At 67.6% G+C, this 15,885-nt stretch carries 12 protein-coding genes and 1 riboswitch; of the genes, 3 read left to right on the top strand and 9 right to left on the bottom strand.

The features are described 5' to 3' along the window. Positions 1-40: 40 nt before the first annotated feature. From ACSQ3Y_RS24950 to ACSQ3Y_RS24935, 4 genes are all read right to left on the bottom strand, one after another. Complete coding sequence (locus tag ACSQ3Y_RS24950) at positions 41-844, bottom strand: DNA/RNA non-specific endonuclease (protein ID WP_436179213.1); 804 nt, start codon at positions 842-844, stop codon at positions 41-43. Between the two features lie 136 nt (positions 845-980). Beyond that, positions 981-1,454: an N-acetyltransferase family protein gene (locus ACSQ3Y_RS24945; RefSeq protein WP_436179212.1), complete on the bottom strand. Its 474-nt coding sequence runs from the start codon at positions 1,452-1,454 to the stop codon at positions 981-983. Between the two features lie 26 nt (positions 1,455-1,480). Continuing rightward, complete coding sequence (locus ACSQ3Y_RS24940) at positions 1,481-2,902, bottom strand: FAD-binding oxidoreductase (RefSeq protein WP_436179211.1); 1,422 nt, start codon at positions 2,900-2,902, stop codon at positions 1,481-1,483. A 98-nt stretch (positions 2,903-3,000) separates the two neighbouring features. Beyond that, positions 3,001-3,429, bottom strand: a complete 429-nt coding sequence (locus ACSQ3Y_RS24935; RefSeq protein WP_436179210.1) for a DUF2069 domain-containing protein — start codon at positions 3,427-3,429, stop codon at positions 3,001-3,003. 231 nt (positions 3,430-3,660) lie between these two features. Between ACSQ3Y_RS24935 and ACSQ3Y_RS24930 the strand changes: the two genes are divergently transcribed. Next, the gene (locus tag ACSQ3Y_RS24930) at positions 3,661-4,926 is read left to right on the top strand and encodes a YihY family inner membrane protein (RefSeq protein WP_057205578.1); all 1,266 of its coding nucleotides are present in this window, start codon (positions 3,661-3,663) and stop codon (positions 4,924-4,926) included. Between the two features lie 796 nt (positions 4,927-5,722). On the opposite strand, the gene ACSQ3Y_RS24925 is transcribed toward ACSQ3Y_RS24930, so the two are convergent. The 5 genes from ACSQ3Y_RS24925 to ACSQ3Y_RS24905 form a co-directional block, all read right to left on the bottom strand. Next, positions 5,723-8,083 (bottom strand): hypothetical protein, encoded by a 2,361-nt coding sequence (locus tag ACSQ3Y_RS24925; RefSeq protein WP_436179209.1) that lies wholly within the window; start codon positions 8,081-8,083, stop codon positions 5,723-5,725. A gap of 69 nt (positions 8,084-8,152) precedes the next feature. Continuing rightward, complete coding sequence (locus ACSQ3Y_RS24920; RefSeq protein ID WP_057269626.1) at positions 8,153-9,040, bottom strand: DMT family transporter; 888 nt, start codon at positions 9,038-9,040, stop codon at positions 8,153-8,155. 55 nt (positions 9,041-9,095) lie between these two features. Continuing rightward, a complete protein-coding gene (nrdR, locus tag ACSQ3Y_RS24915) occupies positions 9,096-9,545 on the bottom strand; it encodes a transcriptional regulator NrdR (RefSeq protein WP_007856647.1) in 450 nt (149 codons plus the stop codon). A gap of 12 nt (positions 9,546-9,557) precedes the next feature. Beyond that, positions 9,558-10,802, bottom strand: a complete 1,245-nt coding sequence (gene glyA, locus ACSQ3Y_RS24910; protein ID WP_305747097.1) for a serine hydroxymethyltransferase — start codon at positions 10,800-10,802, stop codon at positions 9,558-9,560. A 31-nt stretch (positions 10,803-10,833) separates the two neighbouring features. Further along, a riboswitch (ZMP/ZTP riboswitch) is annotated at positions 10,834-10,985 on the bottom strand. Between the two features lie 41 nt (positions 10,986-11,026). Continuing rightward, positions 11,027-11,881, bottom strand: coding sequence for a transglycosylase SLT domain-containing protein (locus ACSQ3Y_RS24905; protein ID WP_436179208.1), 855 nt, complete (start codon positions 11,879-11,881; stop codon positions 11,027-11,029). A gap of 937 nt (positions 11,882-12,818) precedes the next feature. Between ACSQ3Y_RS24905 and ACSQ3Y_RS24900 the strand changes: the two genes are divergently transcribed. Continuing rightward, entirely contained in the window at positions 12,819-12,992 is a 174-nt protein-coding gene (locus ACSQ3Y_RS24900) for a hypothetical protein (protein WP_436180204.1), read from the top strand. Further along, complete coding sequence (locus ACSQ3Y_RS24895; protein WP_436179207.1) at positions 12,949-15,732, top strand: DUF349 domain-containing protein; 2,784 nt, start codon at positions 12,949-12,951, stop codon at positions 15,730-15,732. Before ACSQ3Y_RS24900 ends, ACSQ3Y_RS24895 begins: the two co-directional genes overlap by 44 nt. The last annotated feature ends 153 nt before the right edge of the window (positions 15,733-15,885 follow it).

Here is a 15,885-nt window from a genome sequence, read left to right as displayed (position 1 = left end):
GAAGTTAGCAGATTGCCGGGGCGTGAGCGCCGTGCGGCGCTCAATGCTGTGGCTCCACCTGGGGCAGAAACTCCACCCCCGTTCGCTTCACCAGCTCTTGGTAGCTTATGGGCGGGCCCGCCCGTTCACCCTCGCGGTTGGCCTGCCAGTGCGCCCAGGCGCGCTGCGTGCTGGCGTCGTACACCAGCTTGAACAGGTAGGCCGGCACGCGCACCTTGCTGGCGCCGATGGCGGGGCTCTCGGCCGTGAAGACCGGGCCGGTGATCACGTACACGTCGCCTCGGGCGCGCAGCACATAGCGCCGCGTGTCCTGCTCGATGCGGGCCCAGGGGCCGCCGTTCTGCCTGGGGTCCTGCGGCACCATGTTGGCCAGCGAGAAGCTCTGCGCCATGGCCGTGGGGGTGGACATGTCGGCCGCCGGTGCCATGTGTCCGCGGCTGTACCCCGAGCGCTTGTAGTCGTCGAGTTCGGCGCGCTCGCCGCGGGGCAGGCGGGCATCGGCAAAGAACTTGTTCGAGCGTTTTTCGTCAGCGCCTTCCAGCACCTGGCGGTTCAGGCGCTGGGCCACGTAGACGGGTGTGCGCGTCTCGCCGCTGTGCAGCACGGCAAAGGCCTCGTAGCACAGCTGGCGCTGCTGGGTGCGGCGCGGCACCGGCGGCGGCTTGCCGCCCACGAAGAACTGCGGGCAATGCACGAAGCCCGTGGGCTGCGCGCTGCGCAGGCCGGCGATGCTGTCGAGAAAGGTGGAGGGAGTACGGGCGAGAGAGGGGGCAGCGGCGCCAAGCACCAGCGCCAGGGCCGTGGCCCCACGCGCGGCGCGGGGCCAGGAAAAAAGCAGATTCAAAACAGGGTGTCAAAGCAGCGAAAAGGGCGCTGATTGGACCACCGCTGTAGGCCTGTTTTGGCCTTGCGGGCTGCAGTGCTGCAAGGTTTTTCTGCTGCTTGCAGCGCTTACGTTTGGAGGCAGGAAATGGAGCCCATCAAAGCTCTTTCGCGTAGACGATGAACCCATGGTGCTTGGCCACTTTGTCGTACAGCAGGCGACCTGCCGCATTGGTCTCCTGCGTCTGCCAGTACACGCGCGAAGAGCCGGCTGCGCGGGCCTGTTCGTACACGGCTTCGATCAGCAGGCGGCCGACGCCACGCCCGCGCGCGGCCTCGCGGGTGAACAGGTCGCTCAGGTAGCAGACCGGCTCGATGCGCGTCATGCTGCGGTGGTACAGATAGTGGGTCAGGCCCAGCAGCGCGCCGCCGCTGCCTTCCTCTTGTGCCACCAGGCAGTGCACCGGCTCGGCCGGGTCGAGGAAGCGCTGCCAGGTGCTGGCCGTGATGTGCTCTGGCAGTGCCGTGGCACCAAAGCGCCCATAGAAGGCGTTGTAGCCGTCCCAGAGCGGGCGCCAGGCAGCGTAGTCCTCTGCAGTGACGGGGCGGACGGATACCGGGGCAGCAGTCATGCGGGGCTCCTGCAAAGGGTAGGGGGTCAGCGGTTGAGCACGCGCCCGGGGTTCATGGTGCCCTGAGGGTCCAGCGCCTGCTTGACGGCGCGCATCATCGACAGGGCCACGGGCGACTGGTACTTCTCGAGCTTGTCGGCCTTGAGTTCGCCGATGCCATGCTCGGCCGAGAAGGAGCCGCTGAACTCGGCCACCGCGTCGTACACCAACTGGTGCACATGCTCTTCATGGTCGCGCAGAAAAGCCTTGGGATCGCCTTCCACGGGCGCCTGCACGTTGTAGTGCAGGTTGCCATCACCCAGGTGGCCGAAGTTGACCAGGCGCACGCCGGGGATCTCGCGGCGCAGCACGGCGTCGGTGTGGGCCACGAACGCGGGGATGCGCGAGATCTGGATGGAGATGTCGTGCTTGATGTTCAGGCCTTCTTCGGCCTGCGCCAGGGGGATGTTCTCGCGGATGTGCCACAGCTGCTGCGCCTGGGTGAGGTTTTCGGCCACCACGGCGTCGGTCACGCAGCTGGCCTCGAAGGCCGTCTCCAGCAATGCCTCGAAGCGGCCGCGCGCATGTTCTTCGGATTCGCTGTCGGAGTTTTCGAGCAGCACGCACCAGGGCGCGTTCTCGTCGCCCAGGAAGGGCACGCGCAGCTGCGGCATGTGCTTGCCCACCAGGCTCAGCGCGAACTGGCCCATCACCTCGAAGCCCGTGAGGCCGGCGCCCAGGTGCTTGTGCGCCAGGCCGAGCAGGGCCACGGCATGCTCCATGGAGGGCACGGCCGCCCAGGCCGTGAGGCGCGCGGCAGGCTCTGGGTAGAGCTTGAGCGTGGCCGCGGTGATGATGCCCAGCGTGCCTTCGCTGCCGATGAACAGGTCGCGCAGGTCGTAGCCGGTGTTGTCCTTGCGCAGGCCCTTCAAGCCATCCCACACCTCGCCCTGGGCGGTGACGACTTCCAGGCCCAGGCACAGGTCGCGCGCATTGCCGTAGCGCACCACCTGCGTGCCGCCGGCGTTGGTGCCCAGGTTGCCGCCGATGGTGCAGCTGCCCTCGGCCGCGAGCGACAGGGGGAACAGCACGCCCGCGTTCTGCGCCACGTCCTGCAGGTTCTGCAGGATGCAGCCGGCCTCCACCGTCATGGTCAGGTTGTCGGTGTCGATGCTGCGCACGGCATTCATGCGCGTGAGGCTCAGCACGATCTGCGTGCCGCTGTCGTCGGGCGTGGAGCCCACCGCCAGGCCGGTGTTGCCGCCCTGCGGCACGATGGCAGTGCCCGCTGCGGCACAGGCCTTGACCACGGCGGCCACTTCCTGCGTACTGGCCGGGCGTACCACCGCAAGGGCCTTGCCGCGCACGCGGCGGCGCCAGTCCTGCTCCCAGGCAGTCAGGTCGCCATCGGTCAGCACGTGGGCCGGGCCGACGAGGGTGCGCAGGGTGTCGATGAGGGTGGTGGTCATGTCTTGGGCCTTTCGTCTACAGCGGTCAGGGCTGCTGCCGGGGCGGGCGCCAGGGCATTGCAGCGTGATGGTGGATTGTCGGGTGGGCTTGTATCGTCTCAGGCGGCAGGGGATGGCGCCTGCCCTTCCTGCAATTCATTGGCGGCCGCCATGGCCTTGGCATTGCGCTGGCGCAGCCGCACGTGCAGCGTGCAGGCCGTGAACAGCGCCAGGCACAGCAGCACCTCGACCCAGGCCAGCCACTGCGACGGCGGCTTGTCGCCCCAGCCGCGCACCACGCCCTCGGTGAAGTACAGCCAGATCACCAGGCTCACCCAGCGGTAGGTGTACATGCGGTTCTTGAGCAGGCCGGCCAGCGGAATGCTCAGCGGCAGTGCCTTCAGGGCAATCCATGAGCCGCCGGGGCGCACGGGGGCCAGCACCAGCTCCCAGGCCAGGCACAGCACGATCAGCGCTATCACGCTGCCGGTGGCCACCCAGCGGGTGGCGGCAATGGCGTGGTCGGAGACGGGGAGGGAAGCGGTCATCGGTGGCGGCGCAGCAGTTGGAAGTCGGTGGATGGCGCAGAGGCGCAAAAATCGTTCGTTGGTCCGGGTGCGGCGGGCGGGCTCAGCGGGCAGCCATGGCCATTGTGCTTGCGGCCCGCAGCGCGCTTGGGCCCACAATGCGCGGTGTATGTCGCCTGCCCGCATATTCATTGCGATGCAGCGTTTTCACACCCCCTGTGGCCCCTTGCCGGGCCTAGGATCATATCGGCCATGCCCTTGACCTTGCAGACTGTAGCCTCGCGCATCGAAGCGCTGATCACGCAGCTGTCGCATTTCCCCTGGAAAACGACGGCACTGACCCTGCGCGAGCGCTTTCGCGAGGACCACCTGGGCCTGACGGCCAGCAGCCTGACCTTCACCACCACGCTGGCGCTGGTGCCCTTCTTCGTGGTGGCACTGGCTGTGTTCACCGCGTTCCCCATCTTCGGCAAGGTGCAGGACGTGCTGCAGCGCTGGCTGGTGGACAGCCTGGTGCCTGACAGCATCTCGCGCCAGGTGCTGGGCTACCTCACGCAGTTTGCCGCCAAGGCCAGCAGCCTGGGCGTGGCGGGCTTCAGCATTTTGCTGGCCACGGCGCTGGCCCTGATCCTCACCATGGACCGCACGCTCAACGACATCTGGCGCGTGCGCCGCCTGCGCCCCCTTGGCCAGCGCGTGCTGATCTACTGGGCCGTGATCACCCTGGGCCCGCTGCTGCTGGGCGTGAGCCTGGCCGTCACCTCGTACGTCATGTCGGCATCGGGCGGGCTCGTGAAGGCACTGCCCAGCGGCGTGCAGCTGCTGTTCGACTCCATCCAGTTCTTCGTGCTCGCCGGCTGCATGGCGGCGCTGTACCACTACGTCCCCAACACCCCCGTGAAATGGCGCCACGCCTGGGCCGGCGGCCTGTTCGTGTCGATCTGCATCGAGCTGGCCAAGCGGGTGCTGGCGATCTATCTGAGCAACGTGCCGACCTACTCGGTGGTGTACGGGGCCTTCGCCACTTTGCCGATCCTGCTGGTCTGGATCTACGTGGCCTGGGTCATCGTGCTGCTGGGTGCGGTGGTCACGGCGTATCTGCCCAGCCTGCTGGCCGGGGTGGCCCGGCGCGGTACCGTGGCGGGGTGGACCTTCCAGCTGGCGGTGGAGGTGCTGCAGGAGCTGTACCTAGCGCGCCGCCATGTGCAGAAGGGGCTGCGTGCGAGCGAGCTGGCGCAGTTGCTGCGCCTAGACGTGCTGCAGCTCGAGCCGGTGCTCGATGCCCTGCTGTCTCTGGACTGGGTGGGGCAGATCAACGACGCCCAGGCCGACCCGGATGCGGCGGATGTGGCGGAGCCGCGGTATCTGTTGCTGGTGGATCCCTTGGCTACTTCTGCTGAGCCGCTGGTGGAAAAGCTGTTGCTGGAGCGGGCGGAGAGTCTGGGGTCGTTCTGGAGCAGTGCGGGGTTGGAGAGGATGAAGGTGGCGGATTTGCTCCGGGGGGCTGTGCGGGGGTGAGCTTGCTTCGTTGGTTGTGGTTTCTGTGTGCCTGGGTTTAGGGCGGGAACCGGGATATGCGCCCGGCGGCGCACCTACCTTCTTTTGCTTCGTCAAAAGAAGGTAGGCCAAGAAAAGACGACCCCGCTGCCCGTGTCCCCACTCGCCTGGCGGCGATTGGGGCAGCCTGCGATGCTCGGTCCTGGGGTGACGCCGAAGAACTCCCTGCGCTGCCTCTGCGAGGCAGCTGCGGTCAGACAGCTTCGGCGAGCCAGATGACGATGCGCGTGTCCTTCGGCACGCGCTCACCCCAGGCCCTGCGCTTCTCGGCACGGTCAGAAGGGGGTGGGAGCGGGCTCCATACGGGCCATTGCTTCGCTCGGCCCCAACTGCCTCGCTGCGCTCGGTCTGGACAGGGCGATCGCGCCCAAATTGTCGGCAGCGCGCACCGCGCGCGTTCCCGACACAAGGCGCAGCTGCGAAGCAGCAGCCGTGCGGACCCCGCTCCCCACCCCTTCTGGCTGCGCCGAGAAGCGCAGGGCCTGGGGTGGGTGCGTGTGCCGAAGGACACACGCACTTCGTGATCTGGCTCGTCGCGGATGTTTGAGCGGAGTTCGAAGAACGCAGCGAGTTCCGCGACGCCACCCCAGGCCCGAGCATCGCAGGTTGCCCGCAGCGAAGCGAAGGGACGCAGACTGCGGGGCGCCGTTTCTTTGCCTACTTTCTTTTTGCGCAAAAAGAAAGTAGGTGCGCCGCCGGGCGCACATCCCGGCCTCCGCCCTCAACCCAGGCAAACGGCTGAATAGAAACCCTGAACTCAACGCGCCGGGGCAGCCACAGACGCAGCCGGCCCTACCACCGCAGCAGCAGGGGCCGCACCACTGGCCCCAGGCGCAGGCAGCACAACCGGTGCAGCGACGGGCGGCGTCACCGTCACCTGCGGAACCCACCGATCCAGCCAATGCGCCCGCCACGCCACAAACCCCACCACGACCACGGCAACCAGAACCCCCAGCCCCACCCACACAGGGCTTTTGGACTCCGCAAACGGGTCATCGAGCATGCGCCGCGCATTGGCCGGCACCTTGGCCACTTGCGACAAGGACCCGCCCAACCGGGTGTTCACCCGCATGCGCCCATTGATCGCCCAGCCGCTGGCGTCGAGGATGGGCCCCAGGCTGCGCTGGCGCAGCTTGAGCCAGGCAATCAGCATGCTCGGCCCCGAGATCGCCAGCACGATGCCGATCAGGGCCAGCGGTATCCAGACCCCCAGGTCCACGAACTTGCCGAAGATGCCCACCAGCACCGCGCTGATGCTGCCCAGCGCCACGCCGATGGCCGCCACCGTGCCGACGTCGGTGCGGCGCGGGGTGCCGGGCACGGTCACGCTGCTGGCGTTGGTGCCCACGGTCTTGAGATCGGTGCTGGCCAGGGTACTGGCCGCCGTGCCCAGTGACTTCTGCGCGCGCGCATCGCTGGCCGAGGCGCGCTTGGCCACCTGTTCCTCGATCATGCGCACGAACTTCTTGTACGGCGAGAAGAAGGCCTGGCGGATGCTCGTGGGGTTCTCGATGATGCGGGTGATGGTGGCGTCCCAGTCGTGGCCGTCGCGGTCGTAGAACACGCCGTTGCGGCCCACGAAAAGGAAGTCCACGTCGCCGGCGGTGAATGCCGCGACGATGCCCATCTTCTGGCCCTTGCGCGTGCAGTCGCAGTACGCCAGGTAGGTCTTGGCCAGGCCGGCGAGCTTGGCGTGGCGCGCGGCGTCGGGCACCTGCACCACCAGGTCGCAGCTGCGCGCGTCCAGGTACAGGGTGCCGGCCTGGAAGATGGCGCCCCGGCGCTGGTAGAAGGCCGAGAACGAGACGAAATTGTTGAGCAGCTCCAGCAGGTCGCGCTTGAAGCGCAAGAGCTTCTCCAGCCCCTGCGCCTGCTCGTTGTGGGCCTGTTCGGCCTCGTCTTCGTCGACCAGGGCCATCACGCGCTGCTCGGCATCACCTGCCAGGAGGGCGTCACGAACGTCTTCGTCCAGCGCATCGAGGCTTGTGGCGGGGCGGTCGGCCAGCCACTGCTGGCAGGGCGCGAGCGACTTCTGGATCAGCTGCCACTCGTCCTGCGTCAGGCTTTCGGCGTTGCTGCGCTCCAGCAGAGGCTCCACCGTGCGCTCGCGGAAGTTGCGCAGGGCCTTGGCCCAGGCCGGGTTCACGCCGTGCCTGAGGGGCAGTGCGCCGCCAGGGGTGATGGGGGCCAGGGGCAGGGTGGTGATGGCCGGCGAGGCCAGGCCCAGGTCCTGGCTGGCCATGGCGCTGTACTCATCGAGCGAGGGGTTCAGTGCCGTGGCGGCGCGCGGGTCGTAGGCCGCCAGGCGGGTGCGGGCGAAGAAGTCCTCCACCTTCGCGGCCACGGCGTTCATGGCCTCGGTGGCGGCCAGGGTGCGCTCGCCCAGGGCCAGGCCGGTGGTGGCGCCGCGCGCCTGGGCGGCCCAGGCCCTGAGCTGGCCGAGCTCGGCAAAGAAGGCCTCGGCGCGTTGGCGGTCGATTCCGGGCAACTGCTTGTCGGTGGCGGGTGGAATGCTGCCGTGCGTGGTGATGATGTTCGCGATGGCATCGCGCGCCACGCTGTCGTCCTTGCCCGCGGTGTCCACGGTGATGATGCCGTCGCCATTGAAGCGCAGGGCGCTCAACTGCTTGCTGCGTTCGAGCACGTCGGCCAGCGCGATCTCCGTGGCCTCGGGCCGGCCAGCCATGGCCAGCAGGCGCCGGGCCTCTGCGGCCAGCGCCGCGCCTTCTTCGGTGCGGTCGTCGATGGCGCCGATCTCGAGCGTATCGCCAGGGCGCGCCAGCTCGTCCACGCTGCGCAGTTGCGCACAGGCCCATGCGCATGCGGCCAGCAGTTCGGGCGGGCGGATGCGGCCGTCCTTGTCGGTATCGATCAGGTCCAGCGTGCGCTCGTCGCACTCGATGCCGCGCGTGGGGCAGGCCAGGGCCACCCAGAGCTTCTGGTCCAGCTCAGCCAGGTGGGCAATGTCCGCGCCGCTCTGGATGATGACCTGGTCCACGCCGCCGGCGCGAAAGAACTGCCAGGTGTGCTGGGGTGGGGGCTGCTCGGGCTGCAGCGGGGCGCGGTGGGTGGGAAGGGATGTGGCGACTGTCGGCTGAGGCTGAGGCTGAGGGTCCATGCCCTCATTGTCGGCAGCCTGCGCCCATCGCCGCCCCGGACCTGGGCGAACAGGCCTGTAGGCGATCTCCTACGAGCGCGATCCTGCGCCCAGCCAGCGCAGCGGGTTGAACCCGGTCACCAGGCCCGTGGCCACCAGCACCAGCATGCCGCCCCAGAGCATGCCCGGGCCCAGGGCTTCGCCCAGGAACAGGTGGCCCCAGGCCACGCCGAACAGCGGGATCATGAAGGCGCTGCTCATGGCCGCCACGGGCGAGACCTGGCTGAGCACGCGCAGGTTGAGCCAGTAGGCCAGGCCCGAGGTGACGATGCCCATCACCGCCACGGCGGCCAGCGCGGTGGGCGTGAACTGCGCCTCGGGCAGGCTCCAGGCCGCGCCGGGCAGCAGCATGACCAGGGCTGTGCCGTGGATGCCGGCCGCAATCGCCAGTGGGGGCATGCGCGTGGTGGCGCGCTTCATCCACGGGGTGGACACGCCGTAGCAGGCCGATGCCGTCATGCAGGCCAGGGCGGCAATGATGAGCGCTGGTGTGGGAGTGACCGGGCCCAGCTGCACGATGAGTGCCACGCCGGCAAAGCCGCAGAGGCAGCCCAGCCATTTGCGCGCGCTCAGCGTGTCTTCCTTGAGCCAGGCGGCTGCGATCACGCTGAAAGGAACGGCCATGGTGTTGAGCAGCGAGCTGTAGCCCGCGGGCAGGTACAGCGCGGCCCAGGAGTACAGCAGGAAAGGGATAGCCACCGTGAGGGCGCCCAGCCCGACCAGCTCACGCCAGTGGCGCCAAGGCCAGCGCTCGCCGGCCACGCGCATGATGAAGATCAGCGTGAGCGTGGCCAGGCCGATGCGCAAGGCGGCCATGACATTGGGCCCGAGCACGGGGCTCGCGACGCGGATGAAAAGGAAGGAGGCGCCCCACAGGGCAGACAGCAGCACGAGCTGCAGGAAATGGCGGGTCTTCACCAATGCATTGTCGGCCAGCTACGCAAATCCTGCTCGCGTTGGCGCCCTGTCCGGGCTATTTGCGCACCTCGTCGACCATGGCGCGGAAGTCGTCGATGTCCTCGAAGCTGCGGTACACGCTGGCAAAGCGGATGTAGGCGATCTTGTCGAGCTTCTTGAGCTCGCGCATCACCAGCTCGCCGATGCGGCTGGAGAGCACTTCGCGCTGGCCCAGGTTGAGCAGCTTTTCCTCGATGCGCTCGATGGCGCTGTCGATCTGCGTGGTGCTCACCGGGCGCTTGCGCAGCGCCAGGTTGAACGAGCCGAGCAGCTTGCCACGTTCGTACTCGATGCGCCGGCCGTCCTTCTTGACGATGGCCGGAAAGTTCACTTCCGGCCGCTCGTAGGTGGTAAAGCGCTTGTCGCAGGCGCCGCACTGGCGCCTGCGGCGGATGAAGTCACCTTCTTCAGACACCCGGGTTTCGACGACCTGCGTTTCCTGGTGGCTGCAGAAGGGGCACTTCATGGCGGGGCCGGATCAGCCGTAGACCGGGAAGCGGGCCGTCAGCGCGTTGACCTTGGCGCGCACGGCGGCGATGTTGGCCTCGTCGCGCGGGTTGTCCAGCACGTCGGCGATCAGGTGGGCCGTGATGCGCGCTTCTTCTTCCTTGAAGCCGCGTGTGGTCATCGCGGGGGTGCCGATGCGCACGCCGCTGGTCACCATCGGCTTTTCAGGGTCGTTGGGGATGGCGTTCTTGTTGATGGTCATGTGGGCGGCGCCCAGCACGGCCTCGGCTTCCTTGCCGGTGATGCCCTTGGCGCGCAGGTCGACCAGCATCACGTGGCTTTGCGTGCCGCCGGAGACGATGCGCAGGCCGCGGGCGGTCAGCGTTTCGGCCACGACCTGGGCGTTCTTGATGACCTGTTCCTGGTAGGTCTTGAAGTCGGGCTGCAGCGCTTCCTTGAAGGCCACGGCCTTGGCCGCGATCACGTGCATCAGCGGGCCGCCTTGCAGGCCGGGGAAGATGGCGCTGTTGATGGCCTTCTCGTGCTCGGCCTTCATCAGGATGATGCCGCCGCGCGGGCCGCGCAGGCTCTTGTGCGTGGTGCTGGTGACCACGTCGGCATGGGGCACGGGGTTGGGGTACACGCCCGCAGCGATCAGGCCGGCGTAGTGGGCCATGTCGACCATGAAGATCGCGCCCACGTCCTTGGCCACCTTGGCAAAGCGTGCAAAGTCGATGTGCAGGCTGTAAGCCGACGCACCCGCGATGATGAGCTTGGGCTTGGTTTCGTGCGCCTTCTTCTCCATGGCGTCGTAGTCCAGCACTTCGTTGGCATCGAGGCCATAGGAGACCACGTTGAACCACTTGCCCGACATGTTCAGCGGCATGCCGTGCGTCAGGTGGCCGCCTTCGGCCAGGCTCATGCCCATGATGGTGTCGCCGGGCTTGAGGAAGGCCAGGAACACGGCCTCGTTGGCCGAGGCGCCGCAATGCGGCTGCACGTTGGCGGCATCGGCGCCGAAGATTTTTTTGACGCGGTCGATGGCCAACTGCTCGGCCACGTCCACATGCTCGCAGCCACCGTAGTAGCGCTTGCCGGGGTAGCCTTCGGCGTACTTGTTGGTCAGTTGGGTGCCCTGGGCCCACATCACGGCGGGGGAGGCGTAATTCTCGCTGGCGATCAGCTCGATGTGGTGCTCTTGCCGGGCGTTCTCGGCCGTGATGGCGGCAAAGATTTCGGGGTCGGCTTGTTCGACAAGAATATTGCGTTGGTACATGGCAGTCCTATGAACTTGTGTCCCTTGAAACAAGGGCTGCCCAGGCGAACGGCTGAACGCGGCGGGCATGACACCCGTGCGGCACGCTCCCCAGTGGTTCACAAGGGGCAAGCCCTTGTCGGTTTCCACGTCAGCGGCAGCCCGGTTGCGGGGCTGCGCCTATCGCCAGTTGCGTACCCGCGTAGTGTATCCCAGGCAGCGGTACTGCTCCAGCAGCGCGGTTCTCAGGAGGGCTGGGAGAGCAGGGCGACCTTGTCGCTGCCGTTGTTGGCCGGCGAAGCAGGCGCCGGCAGCTTGACCGATGCGGGAACCGATTGCACCGGCGCCTGTGTGGACAGGGTGGCGGGCGGGTTGGTCGGCATGGCACGGCCGCCGGCCACCTGGCGCAGGCGGAAATGCTCGGCCAGCACCTTGGCGGTGTAGCCGCCATCGTCGGGCAGGTTGGCCGCGCCCACGTAGTAGCGCAGGCCGCCTTCGAGCGAGCCGGCGCGGGCGATGCATTCCTGCAGCACCTTCACGCCCACGCGCAGGTTGGTCACCGGGTCGAAGGCCGCGAAGTGGCCGCCGAAGTTCTGGTACTTCTCGGTGTGCACGGTGGTCATCACCTGCATCAGGCCCTGGGCACCCACGGAGCTTTGCGCAAAGGGGTTGAAATTCGACTCGATGGCCATGATGGCCAGGATCAGGGTCGGGTCGAGCTTGTTGCGGGCGCCGAGTTCATAGGCCTCGGCCACCAGCACGCTCAGCGGTTCGGGGGCCACGCGGTACTTCTTGCTCAGCCAGAACGCCACGGCGGCCTGCTCCTTGGGCAGGTCCTTGGGGTTGCCGGCCGTGGCGCGCTCGCTCGCCTCGGGCTCGATGGGCATGCCCAGCACGGCGACCTGGCGCGCCTGCAGCCAGTTCATGAGCTTTTCTTCTCCGGCCTGGCGCAGGTCGGGCCGGGCGGTCAATGCGATAACGACGAATGCAACGGTCAGCCCGATGAGGGCGAAGCTGCTGTGGGTGATTTCAAGAAAACCTTCGGTCACGTCGGCTGCGAAGGTTCGCATGCCGGAGACTATTTTTCCTGACGCTGTCATAGCTCTTCCTTTCTGGGGCGCTTCCCTGAGGCCCTGCCAGCACGGGGTGGTTGGCAGGATCAGGCGTATCACCTGGATTGGTACGCCATCAATTTCAGGCCTGCAAAAAGCAAGAAGGGCCGTGAGTTGACTTAGCCGGGTTCGGCAGCGGGTTGGGGTTTTTACTAGCCATTTTTGAGGCTGGCGGATTCTAGGAGGTCACCAAATACCTAGTCAATACTAACAAATGAAATCGTTAGATTAAAAAAGCATGAAAAATCTGGTAGAAAACACAGGGTTTTGCCTTTTTTCACCCGAGAGGGTGGCCCTGCGGAGCACAGGCCTGTGACGGGCATGTGTCAAATTCAATCGGCTTTTACCGCACCATTGCAAAACCGGGTTGAGCCCGGCCGCCGACTTTGGTAAGGTTCGTCTGCCTGTTGATTTCAGGCATCGCCAGACGAAGCGAACTCTCCCGCCGATGGGCATTCAGTGCCGCGGTGCAGCAGATGAAACTTCCACGGCACCCCCTGGAGGCAATACCTTGCCTCCTCGCACGGTGGACCTTCATCTCCGCCTTGCGAAACGATGGCAAAGACCGTTGTGTCAGCCGTCAAGCCCGGGAGACTGTCCACTTCGGAAAGCCCCCCGGGCTTTCTTGTTTCTGGGTCGTCGCTTGTGTCGGGTTCCCACGTTTTCAAACATGTGGCTTCATGCTGAAGAAGGGTGCTTGGAGCATGCGCCGCAGGCCCGCAGGCGGGCCCGGATGGGCCTGTATTGAACTGCCTCAAGGCATTGAATGGGCCCTTGGCGCATATATATAGATAATGGGGGCAATTCCCAGAGCGGGCACAGGCCCCTGGGAGACACCGCAACCCTGCAATGCAGGGTGCAGAAGCCCGCACACCGGTTGGCTCTGGACAGGATATCCCCGAGGGATTCCTTGCCAGGACTGCCGGTGGCCCGCCTGCACGAACCCGGTGAAAATAGCCCGTTTTCTGCCATGTACCTGTCGGGGCTGGCGCGAGCCTTGGTGGCCTCGCGCATCCAACCCGAGCAGGGATGGCCGTTCGCAATCCATTGGATCCATGTTTCCATTTTTTTCCCGCAGCAAAATGTCCGACGCACCTGAAGTGAATCCGGCCCCGGCCAAAACCCAAGAGGCGCATCCCCTGGATGCACTGACCGGCGGCGCCTTCTCTGCCGCCACCTCGGGCGAGCGCGCCTCCCGCATCCGCGACTGGCTGGCCACGCAGCCAGCGCCAGAGCAGCTGCAGGAAGTGTTCAAGGAGCTCAGTGGCCGCGACAAGGGCGCTGCCCGTGCCGTGCGCGAGCGCCTCGACGAGATCCGCCGCGCCAAGGGCCAGGAAGTGATTGCCGCCGAGTGGGCCGAGAAGGCCCAGGCGTTGCTGTCGGCGCCCAAGCTCAATATCGCCGATGCCCTGGCATGGCAGCGCGACGCGGCCAAGGCCGGCGCACCGCTGTCGCGCGAGCCGCTGTCCCTGCTCAAGGTGCAGGTGGCTGATCGCGTGAAGGTCATCGAAGACCTGCAGCACCGCGTGCAGGTGCAGCGCGAAGCCGCCGTGCTGCTCGCGCAGCGCATCGAAGTGCTCTCCACCAAGCCCTGGCGCGACGCGCATGGCGCGCTGGAGCTGCTGCGCGCTGACGTCGCCCGCTGGCAAGAGCAGGCCCAGGAGCTGACCAGCGACGCCAGCTGGGCCAGTGTGGAGGCGCGCTTCCCGCCGCTGCTGGATGCCTCGCGCACCCAGTTGCTGGTGGTGTGGGACGCCTTCCAGCCTGCCGTGGCCCAGGCCGCTGCCGCCGCTGAAGACGCCAATGCCCCGCTGCCACCCGTGCCGGTGTGGGCCGATGAGCTGCGTGCCGCCCGTGGCCTGCCCACCGAGGCCGCCGCAGCGGCTGCTGCGGCAGGCGCCGCCGCCAAGCCCGCCCGCGCACCGAACAAGCCCAAGGTCGACCCCGAAGTGCGCGACAAGGCCGTGCAGGCCGTGCGCGATGCGCTGGTGGTGCTCGAGAAGGAAACCGCAGAAGGCCATGGCAAGGCCAGTGCCGGCGCCGCTGCCGCGCTGCGCGCCGTGCTCAAGAACCATGGCAAGCACATCGATGCCGCGCTGGAGCAGCAGGTGCACACGGCCCTGGTGGCCGCAGGCGAACTCGAAGGCTGGCAGCGCTGGGGCGCCGACCAGGTGCGCGAGGACCTCGTGGCCAAGGCCGAAGCCCTGCTCAACCGCCCCGAGGGCCAGGCCCTGGGTGGCCGCAAGATGCAGGAAACCCTGCGCGCCCTGCGCGAGCAGTGGAAGCAGGCCGATCAAGGCGGTGCGCCTAACCACGGTCTGTGGAAGAAATTTGACGAGGCCTGCAATGCCGCGCACAAGGTCGTGGAAGCCTGGCTCGACAAGATCCGCGCTGACGCCGCCGAGCACAAGGCCCAGCGCCTGGCCCTGATCGAGGAGGTCAAGGCCTGGACGCAGGAACATGCCACTTCAGGCGACTGGAAGGCCATCAACCGCGCCCTGTACCAGTTCGGCGACCGCTGGCGCGAAGGTGGCCACGTGGGCGAGAAGATCTTTGCCGAACTGCAGCCGCTGTGGAAGCAGGCCATCGCTGGCGCAGCTGCGCCGCTGGAGGCCGCGCAAAAGGAAAGCCTGGCCCGCCGCCACGCCATGATTGACGAGGCCGTGGCCCTGGGCGCCGCGCCCGCGCTGCGCATCGACGCCATCAAGTCGCTGCAGCAGCGCTGGCAGGCCGAGGCACAGACCGTGCCGCTGGATCGCAAGCACGAGCAGAAGCTGTGGGACGCATTCCGCAAGCCCATCGACGAAGCCTTCAACCGCAAGTCGGCCGACCGTGAAAAGGCCGTGACCGAGCTGAGCGCGCACGACCGCGTGGTGCTCGACGCCTCCAAGGCCCTGGAAGCCGCCAACGCCACGGGCGATGCGCAGCAGATCCGCGCCGCCGTGCAGGCCCTGGAGGCCGCGCTGCGCGGCCAGGCCCAGGCCGCCGAGGCGGCTGCCTCGGCGCAGAAGAGCGAGCAAAGCGCTGCCGCATCGGTGGCGCAGGCCGACGAAGCCGCCGCAGTGCTCGGTGATGGCGAAGAGCCTGCGGCGGATGCCGGCGCGGACGGCGAAGCGGCAGCCCCTGCCGCAGCCCCCGTGGCGCCGCCCAAGCCTGCCCGCCCCGTGGTGGCCGTGCGTGGCGACGACCGCCCCGGCATGAAAAAGGATGCACCCGCAGCCCCCGGCCGTGGTGCGCGCCCTGGTGAGCGCCGCGATGGCGGCCGTGGCGATGCAGGCCGTGGCGGCCCGCGCGATGGCCGTCCTGGTGACCGGGGTGCAGACCGCGGTGGTGACCGTGGTGGCCGCTTCGGCGAACGTCCGGCTTACGAAGACCGCGGCCCGCGCCTGGGCGACACGGCCTTCCGTGCCCAGCGCGATGCCATGGAACACGCCCAGATGGCCCTGAAGAAGCTAGCCGCGCAAGCCCATGGCGAGGCGCTCACGCAGCTGCTCTCGGCCTGGGAAAAGCGCGATGCGTCACAGGTGCCGAGCACGCAGGACCTGGGTGGCCGCGTGACGCCTGCGGTGCGTACGTCCTGGACGCAGGCGCTGTCTGCCGCGCCCAAGGGCGATGCAGCCGAGGCCCTGCTGCGCCTGGAAATGGCGGCCGAGGTGCCTACCCCGGCCGAGCACATCTCCGCACGCCGCCTGCTGCAGTTGCAGTTGCTCACGCGCCGCAACGACCCTGCGCCCGAGCAGACCTGGGGCCAGGATGCCGCCCGCGTGCTGGCCAGCCCGAGCGATGGCGCCACGGCGCGCCGCCTGCAGAACGTGCTGAAGAATCTGCTGCGCAAGTAAGGGGCAAGCCCGGGCCCATTCCCGGCTCAGCCTTCGAAGCGCCTTTGCGTGCATGCCCCTGGGCATGGATGCGAAGGCGCTTTGTCTTTGGGGGGGTGGGTTGTGTAGGCGCGCGCGGCGGGCCCTGGGCGCATGGGCCGAGGGGGCTGCTGC

Source organism: Acidovorax sp. LjRoot66 (genome assembly GCF_964253305.1).
Classification (GTDB): Bacteria; Pseudomonadota; Gammaproteobacteria; order Burkholderiales; family Burkholderiaceae_C; genus Acidovorax.
Note: the sequence above shows the minus strand (reverse complement) of the source record. Positions and strands in the feature narration are given on the sequence as shown.